This is a genomic window from Candidatus Zixiibacteriota bacterium (assembly GCA_040756055.1).
Lineage (GTDB): Bacteria > Zixibacteria > MSB-5A5 > GN15 > FEB-12.
The window spans coordinates 442,161-464,018 of the sequence record JBFLZR010000001.1; the positions used below are offsets into that span (position 1 = coordinate 442,161).

At 52.5% G+C, this 21,858-nt stretch carries 21 protein-coding genes and 1 other RNA gene; 18 read left to right on the top strand and 4 right to left on the bottom strand.

All coding sequences use genetic code 11. From position 1 onward, the window contains the following. The first annotated feature begins 2 nt into the window (after positions 1 to 2). From AB1483_01945 to AB1483_01970, 6 genes are all read left to right on the top strand, one after another. The gene (locus AB1483_01945) at positions 3 to 1,418 is read left to right on the top strand and encodes a sugar transferase (protein ID MEW6411216.1); all 1,416 of its coding nucleotides are present in this window, start codon (positions 3 to 5) and stop codon (positions 1,416 to 1,418) included. A 36-nt stretch (positions 1,419 to 1,454) separates the two neighbouring features. Then, a complete protein-coding gene (locus AB1483_01950) occupies positions 1,455 to 2,918 on the top strand; it encodes a capsule assembly Wzi family protein (GenBank protein MEW6411217.1) in 1,464 nt (487 codons plus the stop codon). A gap of 149 nt (positions 2,919 to 3,067) precedes the next feature. Next, complete coding sequence (locus AB1483_01955) at positions 3,068 to 5,110, top strand: thioredoxin domain-containing protein (GenBank protein ID MEW6411218.1); 2,043 nt, start codon at positions 3,068 to 3,070, stop codon at positions 5,108 to 5,110. Positions 5,111 to 5,204: 94 nt separating this feature from the next. Continuing rightward, a complete protein-coding gene (locus tag AB1483_01960; protein MEW6411219.1) occupies positions 5,205 to 5,624 on the top strand; it encodes an OsmC family protein in 420 nt (139 codons plus the stop codon). 58 nt (positions 5,625 to 5,682) lie between these two features. Next, positions 5,683 to 6,072, top strand: a complete 390-nt coding sequence (locus AB1483_01965; GenBank protein MEW6411220.1) for a DUF302 domain-containing protein — start codon at positions 5,683 to 5,685, stop codon at positions 6,070 to 6,072. 213 nt (positions 6,073 to 6,285) lie between these two features. Beyond that, entirely contained in the window at positions 6,286 to 6,486 is a 201-nt protein-coding gene (locus AB1483_01970) for a zinc ribbon domain-containing protein (GenBank protein MEW6411221.1), read from the top strand. A gap of 57 nt (positions 6,487 to 6,543) precedes the next feature. Here AB1483_01970 and AB1483_01975 read toward each other — a convergent pair whose 3' ends face one another. Further along, positions 6,544 to 7,308: a methyltransferase domain-containing protein gene (locus AB1483_01975; protein ID MEW6411222.1), complete on the bottom strand. Its 765-nt coding sequence runs from the start codon at positions 7,306 to 7,308 to the stop codon at positions 6,544 to 6,546. Positions 7,309 to 7,484: 176 nt separating this feature from the next. Between AB1483_01975 and AB1483_01980 the strand changes: the two genes are divergently transcribed. The 7 genes from AB1483_01980 (at position 7,485) to AB1483_02010 (ending at position 14,314) form a co-directional block, all read left to right on the top strand. Next, positions 7,485 to 7,913, top strand: a complete 429-nt coding sequence (locus AB1483_01980; GenBank protein ID MEW6411223.1) for an NfeD family protein — start codon at positions 7,485 to 7,487, stop codon at positions 7,911 to 7,913. 14 nt (positions 7,914 to 7,927) lie between these two features. After that, positions 7,928 to 8,890 (top strand): SPFH domain-containing protein, encoded by a 963-nt coding sequence (locus AB1483_01985; protein ID MEW6411224.1) that lies wholly within the window; start codon positions 7,928 to 7,930, stop codon positions 8,888 to 8,890. 132 nt (positions 8,891 to 9,022) lie between these two features. Continuing rightward, positions 9,023 to 10,462 carry an AmmeMemoRadiSam system protein B gene (gene amrB, locus AB1483_01990; protein ID MEW6411225.1) on the top strand — a complete coding sequence of 480 codons (1,440 nt, stop codon included), beginning with the start codon at positions 9,023 to 9,025 and terminating at the stop codon, positions 10,460 to 10,462. Positions 10,463 to 10,533: 71 nt separating this feature from the next. Then, positions 10,534 to 11,529, top strand: a complete 996-nt coding sequence (locus tag AB1483_01995) for an SDR family NAD(P)-dependent oxidoreductase (protein ID MEW6411226.1) — start codon at positions 10,534 to 10,536, stop codon at positions 11,527 to 11,529. Beyond that, positions 11,526 to 11,945 (top strand): hypothetical protein, encoded by a 420-nt coding sequence (locus tag AB1483_02000; protein ID MEW6411227.1) that lies wholly within the window; start codon positions 11,526 to 11,528, stop codon positions 11,943 to 11,945. Before AB1483_01995 ends, AB1483_02000 begins: the two co-directional genes overlap by 4 nt. A gap of 9 nt (positions 11,946 to 11,954) precedes the next feature. After that, positions 11,955 to 13,115 carry an aminotransferase class V-fold PLP-dependent enzyme gene (locus AB1483_02005; GenBank protein ID MEW6411228.1) on the top strand — a complete coding sequence of 387 codons (1,161 nt, stop codon included), beginning with the start codon at positions 11,955 to 11,957 and terminating at the stop codon, positions 13,113 to 13,115. 140 nt (positions 13,116 to 13,255) lie between these two features. Further along, on the top strand, positions 13,256 to 14,314 hold the full coding sequence (locus AB1483_02010; protein MEW6411229.1) for an NAD-dependent epimerase/dehydratase family protein: 1,059 nt from the start codon (positions 13,256 to 13,258) through the stop codon (positions 14,312 to 14,314). A gap of 36 nt (positions 14,315 to 14,350) precedes the next feature. Here AB1483_02010 and AB1483_02015 read toward each other — a convergent pair whose 3' ends face one another. Further along, positions 14,351 to 14,800, bottom strand: coding sequence for a DoxX family protein (locus AB1483_02015; GenBank protein ID MEW6411230.1), 450 nt, complete (start codon positions 14,798 to 14,800; stop codon positions 14,351 to 14,353). A 169-nt stretch (positions 14,801 to 14,969) separates the two neighbouring features. On the opposite strand from AB1483_02015, the gene AB1483_02020 reads away from it, so the two are divergent. After that, a complete protein-coding gene (locus AB1483_02020) occupies positions 14,970 to 15,362 on the top strand; it encodes a hypothetical protein (protein MEW6411231.1) in 393 nt (130 codons plus the stop codon). Between the two features lie 164 nt (positions 15,363 to 15,526). Continuing rightward, positions 15,527 to 15,883: a transfer-messenger RNA gene (gene ssrA, locus AB1483_02025) on the top strand. A 179-nt stretch (positions 15,884 to 16,062) separates the two neighbouring features. Here the strand turns inward: ssrA and AB1483_02030 are convergent. Together AB1483_02030 and AB1483_02035 are read right to left on the bottom strand one after the other, a co-directional pair. Beyond that, the gene (locus tag AB1483_02030) at positions 16,063 to 17,184 is read right to left on the bottom strand and encodes a nitronate monooxygenase family protein (GenBank protein MEW6411232.1); all 1,122 of its coding nucleotides are present in this window, start codon (positions 17,182 to 17,184) and stop codon (positions 16,063 to 16,065) included. 99 nt (positions 17,185 to 17,283) lie between these two features. After that, positions 17,284 to 17,574 carry an RNA-binding protein gene (locus AB1483_02035; GenBank protein ID MEW6411233.1) on the bottom strand — a complete coding sequence of 97 codons (291 nt, stop codon included), beginning with the start codon at positions 17,572 to 17,574 and terminating at the stop codon, positions 17,284 to 17,286. 692 nt (positions 17,575 to 18,266) lie between these two features. Between AB1483_02035 and AB1483_02040 the strand changes: the two genes are divergently transcribed. From AB1483_02040 to AB1483_02050, 3 genes are read left to right on the top strand one after another with little or no spacing between them, the layout of a single operon-like run. Further along, the gene (locus tag AB1483_02040) at positions 18,267 to 18,959 is read left to right on the top strand and encodes a PTS sugar transporter subunit IIA (GenBank protein MEW6411234.1); all 693 of its coding nucleotides are present in this window, start codon (positions 18,267 to 18,269) and stop codon (positions 18,957 to 18,959) included. 10 nt (positions 18,960 to 18,969) lie between these two features. Next, the gene (locus AB1483_02045) at positions 18,970 to 20,946 is read left to right on the top strand and encodes a proton-conducting transporter membrane subunit (protein ID MEW6411235.1); all 1,977 of its coding nucleotides are present in this window, start codon (positions 18,970 to 18,972) and stop codon (positions 20,944 to 20,946) included. Positions 20,947 to 20,951: 5 nt separating this feature from the next. Next, positions 20,952 to 21,857 carry an NADH-quinone oxidoreductase subunit H gene (locus AB1483_02050; GenBank protein MEW6411236.1) on the top strand — a complete coding sequence of 302 codons (906 nt, stop codon included), beginning with the start codon at positions 20,952 to 20,954 and terminating at the stop codon, positions 21,855 to 21,857. Position 21,858 lies beyond the last annotated feature (1 nt).

Consider the following 21,858-nt stretch of genomic DNA (forward strand, 5'->3'; position numbering starts at 1 on the left):
TCATGTTTTTAAGCGGCAACAGATATATCAGGAAGGGGCTTCTGATTTTATTCGGGCAAAGCTGCGGCCATTTGACGGCTTCAGCGTCCGTACTCACCGCTTCGTTCGCCACCGGTATCACCGCGTTGATCACGGCGGAGATGCTGGTCACGATGGCGCTGATACGGTTTTTATATTGCGCCACGCGCGGTCCGCGTCCGGTGATGACTTTCTATCGTTTTCGTCGTGATAAGTCGCGTGTTGCCCTTGATGAGCTGAAGATAAGCATTGCCTTCGCGGCGGCCTGTTTTCTTCTGAGGTGGCCGGTCTCAGTGACCGGATTTGGAATTTTCGTGGCGGTCAACGCGGCAGGCCAGCTGGTGGTGTCTCATCTTTCGCGGCTTGTGTCGGCCCGGCTGTCGCGCGTGGATGGTGAGAAGCTTTCGCAGATATGTTGCCGGCGCATAATCATTGTCGGCACGGGGGCGCTGGCCAGGAAGACGGCCGACGAGATTCTCGACAGTCCCGAAACGGATACGTCGGTAGCGGGATTTCTTGATTTCAATCGTAAAGGTTTGTGGCGTTATCGCGACATTCCGCTTATCGGGCATCCGCGGGAAACGGGTGTGATTATAGCGAATTGCCAGGTGGACGCCATTGTGATTGCGGTGGAGCCGGAAGATCTCCCGCAGACGCGGTCGGTGTTCGAAGTTGCCGAGACTATGGGGGTGGCGGTTTGTTTTGTGCCGGAAGTTTTCGAGTCGAAAGTAACACGGGTTCGTACGGAGTCCATAGGCAGGCGGTCGCTTCTGGTGTATCGCGCCGTTCCGGAGAACGAGATACTGCTGAGTGTCAAGAGCCTTGTCGACAGGATTGGCGCCCTGTGCGGGTTGATTGTGATTTCGCCGGTGTTGTTTTTGACGGCGCTGGCGATCAAGCTCGACAGCAGGGGCCCGGTCTTTTTCAAACAGACCCGCAGCGGATTGAACGGCAAACCATTCAAGCTTTACAAATTCAGGACAATGTGTCAGGGCGCGGACAGGAAGAAAAACGAACTGGCAGCCCTCAACGAGATGTCCGGTCCGGTCTTCAAGATAAGAAACGATCCGAGAGTAACACGGGTGGGACGGCTGCTTCGCAAGACGTCGCTTGATGAACTGCCGCAGCTTATCAATGTGCTGAAGGGTGAGATGTCGCTGGTCGGACCACGTCCGCCGCTTCCCACCGAAGTTGCCGAATACGCGCCATGGCAACACCGCAAGCTGTCTGTCAAGCCGGGGGTGACCTGCACCTGGCAGGTGAGTGGACGCAATAATATCGATTTCGAGGATTGGATGCGCCTTGATCTGGAGTATATCGACAACTGGTCGCTGTGGGAAGATACCAAGATTATCGCGAAGACGATACCGGCGGTAATCAAGGGGTCAGGGGCATCATAGAGAGTTTTGAGAAACATTTCCTTCGAAAGAAGCTGCATGCCAAAGGCGTGGATACAAAGGATTCTGCTCATCCTGATAATTCTGTCACAGGCGGGGCTGTCGCGAGCCTCGTCGGTGCTCCCCGCCGGGCAAGCTGAATACGAATTTGTGTACGACCGTTTGGAGCGAGGGGAGGCGCTCACATTCGGTGATTACAGTTATCAATTGGGTCCTTATGAAAATCTCGGGGATGAGTTTTCATTTGGACCTTTTGAATTTTTACGACGGCTGCCGTCGACGCGGCTGGCCGTGTTTTCTTTTGCCGGGGAGGATTTTTACGCCGAAAAGAATAGAAGCGCCGAGGGGTTCGAGGCGATCCGGGGAGGAGTAGCCGCCAGCCCGGTGGAGAATATGTTCGTGTACGGGAATTTTCTTCTCGATGAGCGCAAGGCGGAGGATCCTTCGTACACGGGCAAGAAGTGGCGGGGTCTGGCGGGAGGAGTCGAACAGGCGTTTTTGTACTATCGGCTAAAGAAGTTCGAATTCATGGCCGGTAGGTTCGCGTCGTTCTGGGGACCTCGTCATTCGATGGTGCTGTCATCGAAGAACGCGCTCGATGGTTTCGGATACAGCTTCCACTGGGGGAGGTTGGTGTTGAGCTACCGTCTGGCGCGATTGGACGGGCTGGATCCGGATATCGACGATGTCGAGCAGTATGAGTACCGCTATTTCGCCGGACATAGGCTGGACGTTCGCCTTGCCCGCAACTTGAGGGTGGGTGTGTTCGAGACAATCATCTATGGCGGTCCGGGGCGACAGGTGGAGCTGCTTTATTTGAATCCGATTGTTTTCTTTCATGCCGATCAGCTCAATGAGGGTTTCGAAGATAACACTCTCATGGGCTTTGATGTCACCTACAAGCCGAAGTCGGGGGTGAAGCTCTACGGTCAGCTTTTGGTCGATGATTTCCAGGTGGAGAAAGAAAGCCAGGGGGATCAGGAGCCTGACCAGTATGGAGTGATAGTCGGCGGTTACTTTGTGGACTTGATTGAAAAGATGGATTTCACGCTTGAATACTCGAGGGTGACCAACTGGACGTTCAATCAAGGAAACGCGCGTAACAGATATCTTTTCGAGGGTGAAGTGATCGGTGTGGCTGACGGTAACGACTTTGATTTGACGGAGTTTTGCGCGACTCGGTGGTTTAGCGATGATGTCGCATTATCGGCTAATCTGTCTTTACGAAGACAGGGTGAGGGAAGGGTGACCGATGACTGGACGAGGCCGTGGCTCGATGTTGAAGGTGACTATGATGAGCCGTTTCCGACCGGCGTGGTCGAAAAGACGACGAAGGTCAGCGTCGAGCTAAAGAGTTTCGTTCTGGACCATTTCTTTGTCCAGGCCGAGGGGGGCGTCAATCTGGTGAAGAATTACTCTCATGTTGACGGTGATGACCGGAATCTGCCTTTTGCGCGGATACAGGTATCGACTTTTTTCTCTGTTCCGATAAGCGTGGAATAGTCTTCGCGTTGTACAATTACATCATCTGATATTTCATTTCCCAAAAAAGTGAGTGGAACAATGGTTGCCGGCGGGCGGTTTTGATGCTTACCGGTTGCGGTGGCGGAGGGGATTAGTTATAGTCCGAGGAAGTTGAAAAGCAAAGAGATATGGCTGAGAGACAGAGAAATAGACTAGCTGGCGAGAATTCGCCGTATTTGTTGTCGCATGCCGACAACCCGGTGGAATGGTATCCGTGGGGTGAACAGGCGCTTGAGAAAGCGAAAGCGGAGGACAAACCGATTTTCCTTTCTATCGGCTATGCTGCCTGTCACTGGTGTCATGTGATGGAGCGCGAGTCGTTCGAGAATGAAGATATCGCGCGATTTTTGAACGAACATTTTATCAGCATTAAGGTTGACCGCGAGCAGCGCCCGGACCTTGATCAGATTTACATGAATTTCACCACCGCTATGACAGGTCAGGGGGGCTGGCCGATGTCGGTTTTTCTCACGCCGGATTTGAAGCCGTTTTTCGCCGGGACCTATTTCCCTCCCGACGACCGGTATGGCAGGCCGGGCTTTAAGAAAGTGATAACCGAGATCGCCAAAGCATACAGCGAAGAGAAGGAGATGGTGGTATCGTCGGCGCAGGATATCTTTGAGCAGGTCGCAAGTCAGCTGGAGACGGGAGGGGCGCCGGGTATTTTCAGCAGGGAGATGCTCGCGCGGTCGGCGGAGGCTTTGATGAGGGGCTTTGATGAAACTCACGGCGGGTTCGGCCAGGCGCCGAAATTCCCGCACGCGCTGGAGCTTTCGTTTTTCCTTAGATATTACAAAATATCCGGTGATTTATCATATCTGAAGGCGGCGGAGAAATCGCTGCGCTGCATGGCGAGAGGTGGTATCTATGATCAGCTGGGCGGAGGGTTCGCGCGGTATTCCACCGATCGAGAGTGGCTGGTGCCGCATTTTGAAAAGATGCTCTATGACAACGCTCTTTTGGTACCCGTGTATGCGCAGGCGTTTCAAATTACGAAGGATGATTTCTACCGCAAAATCGTGCGAGGGACGCTTGATTTCATTCTCGGGGAGATGACTGATCAATCGGGCGGATTTTATTCGGCGCTCGATGCCGACAGCGAGGGGGAGGAAGGGAGGTTCTATGTGTGGACTCCCGCTGAGATTCGTGAGGTGCTTGCCGATGATGCTGATCTGTTTGAGCGTTACTACAATGTGTCGGCGAAGGGGAATTTCGAAGGGAAGAACATTCTCCATGTTACGCAGCAGGCGGAGCGAGTTCGGGATACTTATGGGGCGGACGATTTCAATGATTTCCTGAAGGCGGGCAGAGAGAAGCTTCTCGAAGCCAGAAACAAACGTCAGCGTCCGTTGACGGATGACAAGATACTTACGTCTTGGAACGGGCTGGCGCTGAGCGCGCTGTGCCGGGGGTATCAGGTTACGGGCGACAGGAAATATCTGGATGCCGCCATCAAGAACGCGGGGTTTGTCCGTGAAAAGCTGTATGTTGGCGATCGGTTGGCACATAGCTACCGCAAAGGTAAGCATTCTGCGGGAGAGTTTCTGGAGGATTACGCTTTTTATGTCGCGGGTCTTCTGGACCTGTTCGAGAGTGACGGTGGGGCCGGGAATCACAAATGGCTCGGGTTCGCGGTTGAGTTGACCGGGCGGGGGCTGGAGTTGTTTCTGGATGGGGCAGGACGATTTTACCTTCGCCCTGATAACGAAAGCGATTTGATAATCCGGCCTAAGGATGAGACCGACAGCGCTATTCCATCGCCGGGTTCAATCATGATATCCAATCTTCTCAGGCTGAATCGGCTCACCGCGGAGAGCGCTTATCTGGAAAGCGCAGAGAAGGCGCTGAGGGCGATATCGGGACTGGTGGCGAGGTATCCCGGCGGGATGACCTCGGCGCTGTTTGCGATCGATTATTATTTCAGTGACAAGGTCGAGATTGTTGTGATAGGCGCCGGTAAGGGGCGCGAGGAGATGCTCAGAGAAATATATCAGCGGTATCTCCCTAACAGGATAATCGCACTGGGCGATGGCTCCGGCGGTGGAGGGGCGTTGTTTGAGGGGCGAACGGCCGCAGATGGCGGGGTTGCCGCTTACGTTTGTGTTAATTCAGTGTGTCAACTTCCGGTGTCGACGGTGGTTGAACTGCGCGAGCAGTTGGATAGAATATAGTGGTGTGGGCTGCCGGTTGCTCTGCGACGGCAGATTCGTATATTACTTCCAAAACTTGGGTAAAACGAAGCGATAAAGATACGAGGATGAGGACATGATTACAGCGAAAATGAAGTGGGCAGGCGGTATGAAGTTCGAGGGGCTGTCCGCTTTTGGCCATAGGATTGTCACTGACGTCAGTAAAGAGGCGGGGGGCGAAGAAGCCGGTTATAGGCCGACCGAGCTTCTGCTATACGCTGTCGCAGGATGTACGGGAGTTGATGTTGTCAGGATACTCGAAAAGCAAAGACAGAAACTTCATTCGCTCGAGATAGAGGTAGTGGCGCATCATAATGAGGATTACCCGAGGCCATTTCACACGGTTGAGATCAAATATATCGCGCGGGGGGAGAATCTGGACGAAAAGAAGCTTGCCCAGGCGATTGAGTTGTCGGAGTCCAAATACTGTGTGATCAGTCAAACGATAGAAAACGCCGGTAAGGTGACTACCAGTTATGAGATTATCCCGGAATAATTTGCATCATTTGACCTGCCGGGCTATCTAATCAAAAAGGGAAAGATGAGGTTTAATTATGATGGATAGGCTGGCTTATCAGATGAAATCGGACAAGTCGTTCGACGCGGTCGTATCGAATCTGGAAAAACAAACATCTGAGCACAAATTTCGAGTATTGCATGTTCATGATGTTCAGGCTACTCTGGCGGAGAAGGGGCTGCGGCGGGGGCCGCTAAAGATAATCGAGGTTTGTAACGCCGGCTTCGCGCATGAGGCGCTGGGTAAGAATATCAATGTCGCCCTGTTTATGCCCTGCAAGTTCTCGGTGTATACTGAGGGTGACCAGACGGTGGTCACGCTGGCGCGACCATCGATGATTGCCGATATGATGCCGGGTACCGGGCTTGACGAGCTGGCTGGTAATGTCGAGGAAACTCTCAAGAAAGTCATGGCGGCATCGGTTTAGGTCGATATGAAAAATGTAGGCAAGTATATTAACAAGCGGAGCATATTTTCCGGTATTGCCGGCGGTGTGGTCGGCTATATATTGTATTATACCTGCCTGGTGTTTGGAGGTACTTGACCGATGACGGTGAATCCGTATCCCTGGATCGTGCTGGGGATTGTGACCGGTGCGGTCATGTCGGTTTCGGATATGAAAGTTTGATGGGATTGATTTATGCCACTGTTCGAATACAAATGCAGTGATTGCGGTAGCAAATTCGAAGAACTGGTCAGCAGTGACACAAAAGTTGAGTGTCCGAAATGCGGTTCGGAGAACGTTACGAAGCTTCTGTCGACTTTTTCGGCATCGGGAGGCAGCTCGTCTTCATCGTCGCTTCCCTGCGGTCAGAAATCGTGCGGCAGCGGTTTTAGCTGAGCGACATAGGTGAAAAGCGCCCGCGGTCGCGGGAGAAGAAATTGTCACAAAAACCGGTTACGCCGGCTTTTTTGCTACCACGCAGATGCGGTAGGTTCCTTTTCTGGGTTTTTCAAACGAGTGACATCGGTAGAACCCCTTGACCTGGAAACCCGCGGTTTTGAGCACCTTTTTGATCACAGCGTTTTCATACGCTTTTTCCACGTGCACTTCTTCGAAGCGTTCATATAACTCCCCCTTTTTCTGAAAGAAGGTGGTGCGGCAGATGGCCGATTTGGTTTTGGGGTTGTAGTCGTTTTGCCAGACCCATCCCATGTTGTCGGTGAGGCCGGCATAGATCTGACCACCCCAAAGAATCTTTAGGGCGGGAGGGGTATTCATATCAAAGATGAACCATCCGCCGGGCAGAAGATGCGCATAGACCGATTTGAAGGCGGTTTTGAGTTCGGTTTGATTTTTGAGGTAATTGAGCGAATCATAGAAGGAGGTTACCAGATCGAACTGGACGATTTTTCGGCTGTGGCTGGTATCGAGCAGGCGGAATCTGGGTAGCGACTTTTGATATAGCCTGACTTTGTAGTCTTTCAGTTTTCGCGCGGCCATAGCCAGCATGGATGCGCTTTGATCCAGACCGGACATCATGATGCCTTTTTCGGCGAACTTCAGAATCGCCGAGCCGGTGCCGCAGCACAGGTCGAGTCCGGTGGTCGGCCTGATGTGGAATTTTCGGAATATCTTAAAGCAGTATTCGGTCATTTTGATGGAATGGTGATCGGCTCCCATCTCGTCGTAGACGTTGGCGAATTTATTATACGGTTTCAAGCGGTTTCCTTTCCGGCAAACGTTGTTACATCACTAATTTAAGTTGACTTGCCGGGCTCGCGCCAGCTTTCATAAAGTAATCCGAAAGGGGTAATCGAATAAAGAAAAAAATCCAAAGTATGGTATATGATTGCCCGGGGCGGCGCAGTCGGGCAGGGTAGCAGAAAGGAGCATATATGCCCAATGTGGTGTGGATCTGGCTGGCGGCGATGGTCGTCTTTTTGATACTGGAGCTTTTGACGCCAACCTTTATTTTCGCGTGTTTCGTGGTTGGGGCGCTGGTGTCCGGAGTGGTGGGCATTTTCAATCCGGAGAACTACTATCTGCAGATCGGTTTGTTCGTGGGTGTGTCGGTGATACTTCTGCCCCTGACTCGTTCGGTGGCGAAGAGGATTACCAAAGAGTCGCCGCAGAAGTCCAATGTCGACGCGTTGATAGGCAAAGTCGGATTGGTGACCAGAGCGATCGATCCGGATCTCGGCGGACAGGTTCGTCTGGAAGGTGAAGTGTGGATGGCGACCGCCGGTGAGGCCATAGAGGAAGGCGCCAAGGCGACGGTGATTTCCGTATCGGGCGCGAAGGTGCACGTTGAAAAGAAAGTCTGAGAAAGGATAGAGATATGGAAACCATTTGGCTGTTTTTGATAATCTTCGCGGTGTTCGCCTTTATCGTGGTGGCGATGTCGATCAGGATTATTCGTCCGTTCGAGAAGGGGCTGGTCGAACGGCTCGGTAGGTTCCAGCGAATACTCGACCCGGGACTCAACCTGATTGTACCGTTTTTTGACACGACGATCAAGGTCGATATGCGCGAGGTGGTGATGGATGTTCCGCCGCAGTTGGTGATTACATCGGACAACGTGGGTGTCGAGGTTGACGCTGTCGTGTACGCGCAGGTGACGGATCCGGTTCGGTCGCGCTATGAGATTACCAACTATGTTATGGCGGCGACGAAGCTGGCGCAGACGAATTTGAGAAACGTGATCGGCGAGCTCGATCTGGATCGATGTTTGAGTTCACGCGATACCGTGAACGCGCAGCTTCGTGACGTGCTCGATCAGGCGACGGATAAGTGGGGGGTGAAGGTCAACCGGGTGGAACTTCAGAGGATCGACCCGCCCCGCGATATCACCGAGGCGATGAGCCGTCAGATGAAAGCCGAGCGTGACAAGCGCGCGACGATTCTCGATGCCGAGGCGATTAGACAGTCGGAAATTACCAAGGCGGAGGGGCTGAAGCTGGCGGCGATTTTGGAGGCCGAAGGTTTTGCCGAGGCCGTGAGAAAGAAAGCCGATGCCGAGAAGTACCGTCAGATCACGGTTGCCGAGGGTGAGGGGAAGGCTATCGGGACGGTGTTCGACGCTATCCATGCCGGCAAGCCGGACGAGAAGCTGATTACGCTGAAATATCTGGAGATGCTTCCGAAGCTGGCCGACGGCAAAGCGAACAAGCTGTTTCTGCCATATGAGGCGAGTGGGATTATATCTTCGCTGGCGGCTATGGTGGAAGGTATCCGCGGCGAGGGTGGCCGGGGGCTTGGATCGGGCGGCGCGGGTGATTGTGCCGAGACGCCATCGTCGTAGAATTGATTGCGATAAACTGATTGACGAGGCCGGTCATAACAGACCGGCCTTTTTGTTACACGTTAAACCCGGTCAATCCGCTTGACTTCGGGGGTTTGGGCCGTATAATTGGTGCAGCAAATCGGTAAATATATGAGTGACCAAGATTCAGACATCCGGAAACCGGCGGTTGCCGGGCTTTTTTATCCCTCAAGCCCGGTTGAACTTACAAAGACCATTGCCGGACTTTACGCCAGCGTGGAAAAAGCATCGGTCGATGGCACCCCGATCGGTCTGGTGGTGCCGCACGCCGGGTACCCCTACTCCGGGCATACGGCGGCGAAAGCCTACAAGCTGCTCGAAGGGGAAAGCTATGATACGGTCGTGGTGGTGTCGCCATCGCACCGGGTCTTTTTCAAGGGGTCATCGGTGTTCGATGGCGCCGGGTATCAGACACCTCTGGGGGTGATAGAAATCGACCGTGAGTTGTCAAGGAGGATCGCCAATATTCATCCATCGGTTTATTTCTCCAACATGGGTCATGCCAGCGGTTCCACCCGCGGCGAACACGCGCTTGAGGTGCAGCTTCCGTTTCTTCAGGTGGTGCTGGGGAAATTCAAGCTGGTGGCTATCGTGATGGGAGATCAGGAGGAAGACTCGATAAATTCGCTCGGCGAGACACTGGCGGCGGCGCTCAAGGGGACGAATACATTGATGGTAGCCTCGACGGATTTATCTCATTTCCATTCGCAGAAAGTGGCGCAGCGGTTGGACTCGGCGGTGAGAGAGGCGGTGGAAAAGTTCGACCCGGATGAGCTGGTCGAGACGCTTGAGGATGGCAAAGGGGAAGCCTGCGGCGGTGGTATTGTGGCGGCGGTCATGAAGGCGGCGCGTCGTATTGGCGGCAAGCGCGTTCAATTTTTGGAATATACGACCTCGGGCGAAACCACCGGCGATTTCAATGAAGTGGTTGGCTATCTTTCGGCGGCAATACTTGCCGATAACAAGCCGGTCGTTGATAAGGGCGTGATGGGTTCGTCACCAGCCCGATCCAAGCCGGAGTTTGCGTTGACCGATGATGACCGGGAGCATTTGCTGACAATCGCTCGCGAGGCAATAGGGGCGCAGTTGAAAGGTGAGAAATACGAACCGCCTGCGAGGGAGAATCTTGAAGCGCAACGCGGGGTGTTCGTGACGATCAGTCTCGATGGTCAACTTCGCGGATGTATCGGCCTTATCAAGGCTCGTCAACCGATTTATGAGGCGGTGGCTGAGATGGCGATCGCGGCGGCTTTCGAGGATCCCCGGTTCCCGCAGCTTACCGAAGACGAGTATGAGCGTCTCGAGTATGAGATATCGGTGTTGTCGGCGCTGGAGCGGGTTCATGATCTGGAGAATATCGAGGTTGGGCGCGACGGTTTGATGATAAAGCTCGATTTGCACTCGGGGCTGCTTTTGCCGCAGGTGGCCACGGATTATGGATGGACCCGGACGGAATTTCTTGAGCAGACCTGTTTGAAAGCCGGGCTTCCGAAAAACAGCTATCGTGACAGGCACGCCGAAGTATATCGATTCACGGCCGATGTGTTTTAGAGCGGCCGCGCGCGTTCCCGCTGAAAATATCTCTTGTTGTTTCCATGTTATCAATTGACTAAATTCCGCCTATGCCGGAGAATCATCCAAGCATTCTAATTACCGGGGCAAACGGTTTTGTGGGGGCGCGTTTGTGCCGTCTTTTTATCGACAAGGGATTCGAGGTTATCGCGGGAGTGCGAAAGACATCGGACCTCAGCCAGCTCAAGGACCTCAATGTTACTTATCGCTATGGTGATGTAAATAGTCCCGAGACGCTGGAGCAGATGGTCGCCGGGGTTGACTACATAATTCACAATGCCGGAGTGGTTAAGGTAAAAAGGCAGGAAACCTTTTTCGAGGTGAATGAAAAGGGTACTCTCAATCTGTTTGAGGCGATTAGTCGGTTCAATCCGGGTGTGAAGAAAGTGGTGTATATATCGTCGCTGGCCGCAGCCGGGCCGACCGATGGGGACAAGCCCGTGACCGAGCAGGACGAACCGCATCCGATCACGGTGTACGGGCGGTCCAAACTGGCGGGAGAGCGTGCGGCATTATCGTATTCCGACAGAATCAACGTGATGGCTGTCAGGCCGCCGGGAATTTATGGTCCGGGGGATAAAGAGATACTGGCGTTTTTTCAGACGGTCAACAATCGAATCAAGCCGTACATTGGCGATACCAGTCGCAAGCTGCAGTTGGTGCATGTGGATGATCTATGCCATGGTTTGTATCTGGCGATTACATCGGAAACGAAAACGGGAGCGGTCTATTTCGTTGCCGAGAACCGGTCGTACGCGATGAAGGAACTTATCGGGTTGCTTCAGGCGGCAATCGGCAAGAAGTGTTTTCCGCTGGTGATTCCATCGTGGTTGTTCAAAACGATAGCATTCTTCTCCGAGGGGGTGTTGAAGCTCTTCGGGGCAACACCTATGCTTACGATCGAGAAGGCGGGGGAACTCTTGGCGTCGTGGGAGGTGTCCACCCGCAGGGCGAAAGAAGATTTTGGTTATGATTCGCAGATTCCGTTTGAGCGGGGGGCGCGCGAGACTTATCAATGGTACATTAATGAAGGCTGGCTGAAATGATTTCGACAACTCAGATGATTTACTGTTTCGTGGCCGGTGGCGCCTTTTTGCTGGTGGCTACATTAATACTGGAGTGGATCGGTAAGAAACTCAATCTTACGAAGGGGATCCCTTCGGAATTACTCGAGCAAACGACCGGCGCGTGGTTTGTGTTGTTTTTTCTGATGGAGTTTTTGTTTTTTGTCGCTATCCCCACGATCAGTTACAGTTTGCTCTATTTGATAGTGCCTTTCTCGGGAATACGCGCAGGGCTGGCGGCGGCGCTGTTCGCTTTCACGCTGGGGGCGGTGCCGGTGATTATGGGATTATCGGTACGAGTTAAACTTCCTATGCCGTATTTGTTATATACGCTTCTGGGTTATCTAATCAAGCTGGCGGGAGCGCTGGCGATAGTTGGTTATCTGTATATACTGTAGGTGAAATCGATGAATGACGAGTTGAAAAAGAAATTCGCGGACGCGCGCTGTCTGTTTCCCCACGCCGGGGATGTCGCTTATTTTAACGCGGCATCGTACGGACCTTTCTGCACCCCCGTAAAGGAAGCTATTGACGCCAACGTGAAGATTCGGCTGGAGGCGAAGGTTGATGATTCGCATGAGGCGTTCGCGGTGCACGATAAACTCCGGCAGGATTATGCCGGTTTGATCGGGGCTGACAAGCGCGAGGTGGGTGTGGCGCTGAGTACGACCTACGGGCTGAATATCGCGGCTTTCGGTCTGCCGCTGAAGGAGGGGGATGAGGTGCTGGTAAGCGATGTTGAGTTTCCGGCGGCGGTTTATACGTTCAAGGGGGCCGCTCAGGCGCGAGGGTTCAAGGTGCGTTTTGTGGAGTCGACTGATCGCTTTTTTGATATAGAAAAATTCCGCAAAGCCATAACGCCTCGCACGCGGGCGCTGGTTCTTTCGTTCGTGCAGTATTTCAACGGTTTCAAAAATGATCTGGACCAGATTGGGGCGATTTGTAAAGAGCATGATATCGTGTTCGTGGTCGATGGCATTCAGGGGATGGGGGCGGAGGTGATCGACGTAAGGAAATCGCAAATCGATATTTTCTCTTCCGGATGTCAGAAGTGGATGTTGGCCCCTCAGGGGTGCGGGTTTTTCTACCTGTCCGATGACATTCGCGACAGGCTTGTTCACTCCAATATGAGCTGGTTAAGCGCGGACTGGAATGTGGAGTTTACCAACCTGTTCAGATTTGACCTTCCCTATTTCGATTCAGCCCGTCGATTCGAGATGGGTTACTACGCGGTTTTGAATCTTCTGGGGATGAACGCCTCGGTTGAAATCTTCAAGAGTCTGGGTATCGACAATATCCAACAGCACAATCATGAGCTTATTGACCGTCTGGTCAACCATATGCGGGCCAACTCGTTTTACTCAATAACATCGTCGATGGAAGGTATCCATCGATCCTCCATTTTCACTTTCAAATGTCCGCGTCTGGATGAGCTTCATGCTATTCTTGGCAAGAGGGGTATAAAGGTTGTCAAGAGGGAAGGCTCGATACGGGTATCGGTACATCTTTATAACAATGAGGAAGATATCGACCGGTTGATTGCGGTTCTGGATGAATTTGCCGGTTAGGCTCAGAAGTCGCGATTTGAATTTTGTTAGAACAATCGCCCTGGTGGATTCGTTTTAAAGTTAAATTCGACTGCTAATTGACATGACAGAGGCGCGTACATATAATTGGTCCGTATTATTTTGGCTTAGGAAGTAGCAGCATGGGTATCGACCTCGCAAACCAAAAGATACTGGTAACAGGGGCTTCGGGTTCTCTGGCCAAACAGATCATATATGAGCTCGATGGCATGGGCATCAAGCCGATTGCCCATGTCCGCAAGTCATCGGACACCAGTTATATCGACTCGCTGAATCTGGAAAAGCGCTATGCCGATCTTCGGGAGGAGACGGAGGTCGAGAAGCTGGTTGAGGGTGTCGACCTCGTGATTCACACTGCGGCCTGGGTTAATTTCCGTCAGGATCGTCTCACTCAATTCACCGGCATCAACACCTTTGGCGCCCTTAATATGTTCAGGGCCGCTCAAAAGGCCTCGGTGAAGCGATTTTTGCATATCTCAACGGTGGCGGCGGTGGGGGCGATTCGTCGCAAGCAGAACGGCAATTTTCTCGAAGGTAACAACCTGGTGCGGGAGGAAACCGAATTCAATCTCGAGCATCTTCGCATTCCATACATTATGACGAAACACGCGGCCGAGCAGGAATTGTGTAAGGCCGCTCAATCGGGCCCCACCGAACTGGTGATCGTGAATCCGTCGATAATTATCGCTCCATCAGACGGTGGTGATGATCGAGGCAGGGCGCGCAAGATGTTCGGTAAGTTGATAATGCCGGAGCTTCCGATTCGGCTCAACCTGATTGATATTCGCGATGCCGCTCCGGCGGTTTTGGCGGCTCTGGAGCGTGGGCGCAATCAGCACAGGTATATCATTGCCGGAGACAACATTACGGTGAGGGAGCTGGTTTTGGCGGTATCATCGATAATCGGCAAAGTACCGCATCTGGTGCGGATACCTCGCCCGGCGTATGATTTTGCGGCGCGTTTTTCGGTTTTTTTCAGCAAGCTTCTGGGGCGGGGGAAAGTTGCTTTTTATCCCGATCTGGTCAAGATGCTTGATTTTGACTGGGCCTATTCCACCAAGAAAGCTCGCGAGGAACTCGATTTCAAGTGCCGTTCGATTCACACGACGCTCGATGAGCTTCTTACCAACAATTTTACCGGTACCTATTTGAAGCCTGCCGTAACCCGGGATACCCGGTAAGCATAAATCCTTTAAAGCTTTATCCTGCAGTAGTGATTATTTGCCGTTTGGTTTGTTAAACCAGAGGCGGTCGATTGAGTAGTATCCGGGGCCGGCGACGAGAATTGTCAGGTAGACAATAAAATAGAGCAGGGCGAATTCCTGTTTTGCCCAGGGGTCGGCGCTGTGAATGATAAATGCCGCCACGAGCATGGTGATGGCCGGGGGGATTGCGGCCAGTCGGGTTAGAAAGCCGAAGCCGATGGCCAGGGAGCAGAAAAACTCCGCGAACACCGCCAATATCAGTGTAACGGTTGAGCCAAGTCCGAGCGGATCGGGGAATTGAGCGGCGTATTTGGAGAAATTTACGAGTTTATCGGCGCCGTGGGCAAACAGCATAAAAGCGGAAACACCGATCCGGAGCACCAGCAAGCCGATATCGGTGCGAATATTCCGCTGTCCGTTTCCTCCCGCCCCGTTTGCGTTCCAACTTTTCCGTCCGCGCAATTGGCTGTCTTTCCTTTAAGTGTGGCCTTTATATCCTTATACGTGACCAGTTGACATTGTTGCCCAGAATGCCGGCCGCGGACTTTGTGCGCTTGCAAACATTATTTGGTCTTAGTATGATATCTTACGGAGACTTACAACTTTCAATCTTAATCTTGAGGAGCCCAGTATGCGCAAGCTTGTTCTGCTCGTTTGCATTTTGGCCGCCTGTCAGAGTCGGGCGGGAGTGATACCATCGTGGGAGTCACAGTCGGGGAAGGTCGGCTTTTATCCGATATCCAACGAAGTTTCGTTTTATAAGAATGTTGATGAAGCCGGGACCGACCGCGGGCAGACACTACAGATCATATCCATTAACAGTTTCAGACTTCTCACGAGTTTCAATTTCGAATTCACGGGAGATTTCAATTTTGATTATACGCCGGGTTTGAGTGATGACCATTATATCGAGTTATCGATAGTCAAGCCGGTGACGAGTTTTGTCAGTCTTAATGTTCAGAGGGTGATATCTACTTTCGAGTCGGAGTCGGTTAATCAGTTCGGGGTGAGGTTGGTGTTTTGAGGGGGTTGCGGCGCAGAGGGTCAGTAGGCGAATCGACTGGAAACATTCGGGACTTAATTGCGTTATAATAGGCGCGGCTATTGAATATATTCTGCCGATAGAGTATATTAATGTAGCAGCTCTTTGACATCTGAGGCTACGGCCTCTCGATGGATCTTCGAAACGGGGGTGACTCGGTTTCGACGGGTTTAGCGAGGGATCGTTGGCGTGTCGGGGTTGTCTGGGGCCCCGTTATCAAACCGGACACCACAATAATTGGCAACACTTATGCCATGGCTGCCTAGTAACTAGCGCAACCCGTTGTACCCGAGGCTTTGCCTTCGAGTCCGGACTACAGCGTCGATAAAAGAAGGATCGGCTTTCTGATGTCTATGAGGAGAGCTTAAATTAAATAGGCTGGCTTCGTCAGTGGCCTGTCGGTCGGCAGCGGGCGGAGCGAGAATATAAAGACCTGACTATACACGTAGATGACGGTTCGGCGTTAAATTCGGACGGGGGTTCGATTCCCCCCACCTCCACCAAATTGGTATATTTTTCTCCTTCGGCCAGCGACGCTTTTTTCAGCGGCTTTCGAGCGTAGCCGCGACCGCGCAATCGACTAAGTTTTACCGTAAGTCATATCCATGAATATCATGCGATAACTTGCGACGACTACGGTCACGATTTGGACACGGGGATTATTGGTTTTGCCCGAAGCGATCTACTCCATAGGGGGACTCGCGCAAGACAGCGCTTCATCCTTCAGGGCGTCTTCGTATTCGGATACCAGAGTTGCCATGAGCTTTTTGACGGAGACAATTTCCTTGACCAGAAAAACGTTGGAGCCTGCAAAAGCGAATCCATGATGTAATCGACCCCTTTTAGCATTCATCAGGGCATTGGCGATACAATAAGGAGTAGCCTTGAAATCACAGCTTAGAATGCAGTGATAAGGACAACTGTATGGTTTTTTCAGTCCGCCATTGACGTCATTGAGGAACTTGTTTCTGATTGCCCGACCCGGCATCCCAACGGGACTTTCGATGATAACAATATCATCTTGACCCGCGTCGATGTAGGCTTGTTTGAACGCGTCGTCAGCATCGCACTCTTCAGTGGCGACGAACCGCGTGCCCATCTGAACCGCATCGGCACCCAGCTCTAAAAACTTGCGTATATCTCTTCCGGTATAGATGCCACCCGCCGCTATGACCGGTATGGGCTTGCCATATCGATTCGAGTAGTGTTGAGTTACTTCAAGGACGTCTGTCACCAGGTTTTCCAGAGCGAAAGCGTTGTCGTCTATCTGCTCCAGTTTGAATCCAAGGTGTCCGCCAGCCTTGGTCCCTTCCACTACAATCGCATCGGGCAGGTAGTCGAAGCGTTTGAGCCACCTCTGGCAGAGAAGTTCCGTGGCCCGACCCGATGACACAATGGGTATCAGCTTGGTCGTTGAACTCGAGTCGACCAGACTCGGCAGGTTCATAGGCAGGCCGGCGCCCGAGAAAATCAAATCAATCCCTTCCTCAACCGCGACTCGCACAAAATCGCTATAATTGGAAAAGGCGCACATGATGTTTACCCCGAGAACGCCTTTGGTAAGTGATTTTGCTCGCCTTATCTCGCGGCGCAGAGCGCGTCGGTTGGCCTCGAGATAATCGGTATAGAAGTCCGGCTCAAACATACCGATACCGGCGGCAGCAATGACGCCGACGCCACCCTCGTTTGCTGCAGCGGAGGCAAGCCCTGAAAGCGATATGCCGACCCCCATCCCACCCTGGACAATTGGTAGCGGAGCTACTTTGTCACCGATGACTAATGGCTTAAGCCGTGTGTTTGGCATCAACTGTACCTGACTTAAATATTAAAAGGAGACTGTCGTCAGACCAGCCCCCTCCAAACTCACCCCGTCACAATCGACGAGGTATCGGCAAGATCAACCTTAATATAAACTGCGGTAGCCGTTGCCACCGGGTCTGTTGCCGCTCTGCGGACGAGGTTTCGCCTCGTTGACGTTCAGGGCGCGTCCGTTGAGTTCCTGGCCGTTCAATCCACTGATGGCGGCGACAGCTTCGCTCTTGCCGGACATTCCCACAAACGCGAACCCTCTGGGCTCGCCACTGTATTTGTCCGTGATGATGTTTACGGATGAGACCTGGCCGAAAGCCTCGAAGGCCTGGCGTAATTGGTCTTCTGTTGTATCGAACGACATGTTTCCGATGTAGATGTTCATTCCACTCTCCGATGTTGCCTATCCCGAAGTTGATCGTCCTCCGGACGAACCAGTTGCTTCAAGAAGAAGTAATTGTGTGCGCACAATCGCGCTAAGAATTCGAGGTTAGGCTTTAGCGGAGGATTGTGGTATTAGGACAAGACTACGGTAAAGGTCGAACTCAAATTGTTATCAAGTACGCACTATATTGGTCCACCGGACAGAAACCTACGATTATTTTTGCTGGACGCGGTTTATTTTCGATAAGGCTCTACTGAGCGCGCTCGAAAACCGGTCACAATATAGCAACAATACGACGTAAATGATTGTGCCGCAGTGCGAGTGTGTGGCTCGGCTCCCTCACCTGCCAAACTTAATTTATTGTATGACAATATTTTATATGCCAGACGGCCGTTATACTCAGTTTAGTTGTCATACGCAATTCCTTACCAATACCATATGGCTATTCAGGGATCTCTATTGTCGTTACAATCTGCTTGCCCGCTTACTTGAGAGATTCAACTGACTGCCCAAGAAGCGATTGGAGGGTTGTTTAGGGTGCGGTTGGTTTGCAACGCGACTTCTTTTTTCCTCGGTGCGCAGTTCTGTGTGCTAAGTTTTTGGTTGACTTTTCTGAGAAGAAAGTCCAAAGTAAGTCTGGAATATGCTATATATGTCTAATTTTTAGGTATGGCTGAGAAGGATGACAGGCGATGGTACTTACGGTTAAGGATGTTGCGAAACTGCTTGGGGTATCTGAGAAGACAGTTTATCGCTGGATAGGCCAGGGGAGTTTGCCGGCGTACCAAATTCATGACCAATACAGATTCAATCGTGCTGAACTACTCGAATGGGCAACTTCGAAGAGAATTCCAATTGATCCAAAAATTTTTGATGAACCTGAATCGAGCGGGCAGCCAATGCCGACTTTATCCGAAGCGCTGGTGAACGGCGGTGTGACTTATCGGGTGGTAGGTTCTGACAAGTGGGCGGTGTTGAAGAACGTCGTGCAAATGCTGCAGTTGCCGGAAGAAGTTGACAGGGAATTTCTGTATCGAGTGTTGGTAGCGCGTGAAGAGCTGTCCTCTACTGGAGTGGGGGAAGGGATAGCGATTCCTCACGTGCGGAATCCGGTCGTGCTACACATTTCGAAGCCGATGATCAGCTTGTTCTACCTTGAAAACCCAATCGATTTTGGATCGATTGACAACAAACCGGTTCATGCACTCTTTATGCTTATAAGTCCCACAGTGCGGGCTCACCTTCATCTGATTTCGCGCCTGGCCTACGCGCTTCACGATCCGGATTTCCGCAACGTTATCCAGAGGCAGGGATTGCGCGATGAAATCAACGCCGCGGCGAGGAGCGTTGAAGAGAAGTTAACTCTGACATCGACAGGCCATTGACAAAACCAGAATGTCTATTAAGCTCATTCTCGTGGCAGTTGGTTTGATCCTCCTTTCGGGGGGCATCTCCTTGATAGCGCGTCGAAATGCCCGTGTGGCCACCGCTGTTGGTATGTCCGGAATAATACTTGCCTCTTTGGTCGGGTTGACTGCCGTGGCAGGTATTTTCCCAGGTGGTAGTTCGGAATTACTGCGGTGGGCCTGGAGTATTCCGGGTGGCAGTTTTGCCGTTGGTGTTGATCCATTGTCGGCGGTATTTCTTTTCATACTTTTCTTTGTTTCGATACCGGTGTGCCTGTTTGGCGCGAGCTACCTCCGGTCGTATGGATCTGAGCAGAATCCTGGTACGACATGGTTCTTTACCGGCCTTCTCATAGCCTCCATGGCGATGACTGTGATAGCGCGAAATGTGGTCCTGTTTATGGTATCCTGGGAGTTAATGTCGGTGAGTTCGTTCTTCTTGGTCACTTTCGAGAAAGGGAATCCGACAACAAAGTCCGTTGGTTTGATCTATCTTGTTGCGGCGCACATCGGAGCTGCGTTTCTGTTAATTCTCTTCATACTGCTCGGGCGGAACGGATCACTGGATTTCGACCAGTTCTCCGTAGCCGGCAACGCCGGCTTGCTTTTCATTCTCTGTCTGGTCGGCTTCGGCACGAAGGCTGGATTCGTACCTTTGCACGTTTGGCTTCCGGAGGCCCATCCCGCGGCTCCGAGTCACATTTCTGCTCTTATGTCGGGGGTCATGATCAAGATGGGGATATACGGCATCCTTCGAACGCTCACATTTCTCGGCCACCCTCAGCCGTGGTGGGGTTGGTTGTTACTTGGTGTCGGTGTAACGTCCGGCATTCTGGGAGTGTTATTCGCACTTGCCCAGCATGATGTAAAGCGACTTCTGGCTTATCACAGCGTTGAAAATATCGGTATAATCGGCATTGGTCTTGGAATCGGGCTGTTGGGCATGAGCTACAACGCGCCGATGATTGTCGTGCTCGGTTTTGGGGGAGGAATCTTTCATGTTGTTAACCACTCCCTTTTCAAGGGGCTGCTTTTTCTTGGCGCGGGTTCGGTCGCCCATGCGGCCGGGACTCGTGAGATTGACCGACTCGGTGGACTTCTGAAGCTGATGCCCTGGACCGCAGCTATGTTTCTCGCAGGCTCAGTGGCGATCTGTGGACTTCCGCCGCTCAATGGATTTGCCAGTGAGTTTCTAATCTACCTCGCCGCTTTTTATGGCGGCACCGGGACCATTGCCGCAACTGCGGTGGCAGGCTTGGTTGGCATCCTCGGCCTGGCCATAATCGGTGGGTTGGCCATTGCCTGTTTCACGAAAGTCTTCAGTATCATGTTTCTTGGAGAACTCCGATCCGAGCTGGACCGTGAGATTCATGAAGCGAGCACCGCGATGATTATGTCCATGGTCATCCTTGCGGGCGCGTGCTTTGGAATTGGTTTTCTTGCACCATTTGTCGTCGATGCGCTCGCTCCGTCGATAGCCGTTGTCGCGCAAATGCCGCCGGCGGTCGCTGACGAATTGCTTAGTCAGGCAACCGCCCCTTTGAGATCGGTGACGATGGTCGCGATCGTCCTTGCCGGTGTCGTTTTGATGTTCGTGCTTGTGCGGCTGATGCTCTTAAGGAAGAAACCCGTCCAGAGCGCGGTCACATGGGACTGTGGCTACGCCGCTCCCACAGCTCGCATGCAGTACACGGCCGCTTCGTTTGTGCAGCCCATTACCACCCTGTTCTATCGGGTACTGCGCACGCGGCGGCACCTCAAAACGCCGGAGGGACCCTTCCCAACGACCGCGGCAGTTGAGACTCATACGCCGGACACTTTTCAGGAATGGCTTTTTCGTCCCATACTGACCGGCACCGAGCGAGTGCTGAGTGTTTTCCGTTGGCTTCAGCATGGCAATGTCCACATCTATGTAATGTATATTCTCGTCATACTGGTTGCTCTGATGTTTTGGAAGATGCGATGAAGACGATGATACTTTCCGCCGTTCATATCGCACTCGCACTGGTGGCGGCGCCTCTGCTTCCGGGCGTGATTAACCGCACCAAGGCAATCCTCGCGGGGCGACGCGGCCAGCCGCTGCTTCAGGGGTACTACGACTTGCTGAAACTCCTTCGCAAGGGGAGTGTCTTCAGCCGTACGACGACCTGGATATTTCGTGTGGGACCGGCTCTCAATCTGGCTGTCATAGCCGCCGGTTTGCTTCTGGTACCATTTGCCGGTTGTAAGGCGGTGCTCGCATTTGACGGTGATTTCATCCTCCTGGCATACATGTTGGGACTGGGGCGGTTTTTTACCGTCATTGCGGCACTCGATACGGGATCGAGTTTCGAGGGTATGGGAGCCAGCCGTGAGGTCACTTTTTCGATGTTGGCGGAGCCGATACTCTTCGTGGGCCTGTTTGCTTTGTCGCGCCTAAGCAACACTGTTTCGCTAAGCGGGATTCTCTATTCGTCGGGCGTGACCGGCTGGAGTATTGGCGCTCCGGTTTTGGTGTCCGGTGCGCTGTTTGTGCTGTACCTGGCCGAAAATGCTCGTATTCCGGTCGACGATCCGGCGACCCACCTCGAATTGACAATGATTCACGAGGTAATGGTTCTTGATCATAGTGGGCCCGATTTTGCCTATATATCGTACGGAGCGGCCTTGAAGCTTTGGCTATTGGGCATGCTCGTTGTCGGGGTGTTCTCCCCGAATCTCGAGCAGGCGTCTTTGTGGTTTCGGGAGGGATATGCGCTCGTGGGAATGGCCATATTGCCAGTCGTTGTGGGCATTGTGGAATCATCAATGGCGCGACTTCGTTTGGTCAGAGTTCCGCAGCTACTCGTTGGGGCCGGTGCTCTTGCCATGCTGGCTGTCATACTGGTGATGGGGTAGG

Excerpts from the sequence above, each read along its gene's own strand:
- AB1483_02045 (MEW6411235.1), top strand. The coding sequence starts at position 18,970 with ATGTCTATTAAGCTCATTCTCGTGGCAGTTGGTTTGATCCTCCTTTCG.
- AB1483_01970 (MEW6411221.1), top strand. The coding sequence starts at position 6,286 with ATGCCACTGTTCGAATACAAATGCAGTGATTGCGGTAGCAAATTCGAA.
- AB1483_02000 (MEW6411227.1), top strand. The coding sequence starts at position 11,526 with ATGATTTCGACAACTCAGATGATTTACTGTTTCGTGGCCGGTGGCGCC.
- AB1483_02040 (MEW6411234.1), top strand. The coding sequence starts at position 18,267 with ATGGTACTTACGGTTAAGGATGTTGCGAAACTGCTTGGGGTATCTGAG.
- AB1483_02020 (MEW6411231.1), top strand. The coding sequence starts at position 14,970 with ATGCGCAAGCTTGTTCTGCTCGTTTGCATTTTGGCCGCCTGTCAGAGT.
- AB1483_02035 (MEW6411233.1), bottom strand. The coding sequence starts at position 17,574 with ATGAACATCTACATCGGAAACATGTCGTTCGATACAACAGAAGACCAA.
- AB1483_02030 (MEW6411232.1), bottom strand. The coding sequence starts at position 17,184 with ATGCCAAACACACGGCTTAAGCCATTAGTCATCGGTGACAAAGTAGCT.
- AB1483_02010 (MEW6411229.1), top strand. The coding sequence starts at position 13,256 with ATGGGTATCGACCTCGCAAACCAAAAGATACTGGTAACAGGGGCTTCG.
- AB1483_01945 (MEW6411216.1), top strand. The coding sequence starts at position 3 with ATGTTTTTAAGCGGCAACAGATATATCAGGAAGGGGCTTCTGATTTTA.
- AB1483_01980 (MEW6411223.1), top strand. The coding sequence starts at position 7,485 with ATGCCCAATGTGGTGTGGATCTGGCTGGCGGCGATGGTCGTCTTTTTG.
- AB1483_01955 (MEW6411218.1), top strand. The coding sequence starts at position 3,068 with ATGGCTGAGAGACAGAGAAATAGACTAGCTGGCGAGAATTCGCCGTAT.
- AB1483_02050 (MEW6411236.1), top strand. The coding sequence starts at position 20,952 with ATGATACTTTCCGCCGTTCATATCGCACTCGCACTGGTGGCGGCGCCT.
- amrB (MEW6411225.1), top strand. The coding sequence starts at position 9,023 with ATGAGTGACCAAGATTCAGACATCCGGAAACCGGCGGTTGCCGGGCTT.
- AB1483_01965 (MEW6411220.1), top strand. The coding sequence starts at position 5,683 with ATGATGGATAGGCTGGCTTATCAGATGAAATCGGACAAGTCGTTCGAC.
- AB1483_01950 (MEW6411217.1), top strand. The coding sequence starts at position 1,455 with ATGCCAAAGGCGTGGATACAAAGGATTCTGCTCATCCTGATAATTCTG.
- AB1483_01985 (MEW6411224.1), top strand. The coding sequence starts at position 7,928 with ATGGAAACCATTTGGCTGTTTTTGATAATCTTCGCGGTGTTCGCCTTT.
- AB1483_01960 (MEW6411219.1), top strand. The coding sequence starts at position 5,205 with ATGATTACAGCGAAAATGAAGTGGGCAGGCGGTATGAAGTTCGAGGGG.
- AB1483_02005 (MEW6411228.1), top strand. The coding sequence starts at position 11,955 with ATGAATGACGAGTTGAAAAAGAAATTCGCGGACGCGCGCTGTCTGTTT.
- AB1483_01995 (MEW6411226.1), top strand. The coding sequence starts at position 10,534 with ATGCCGGAGAATCATCCAAGCATTCTAATTACCGGGGCAAACGGTTTT.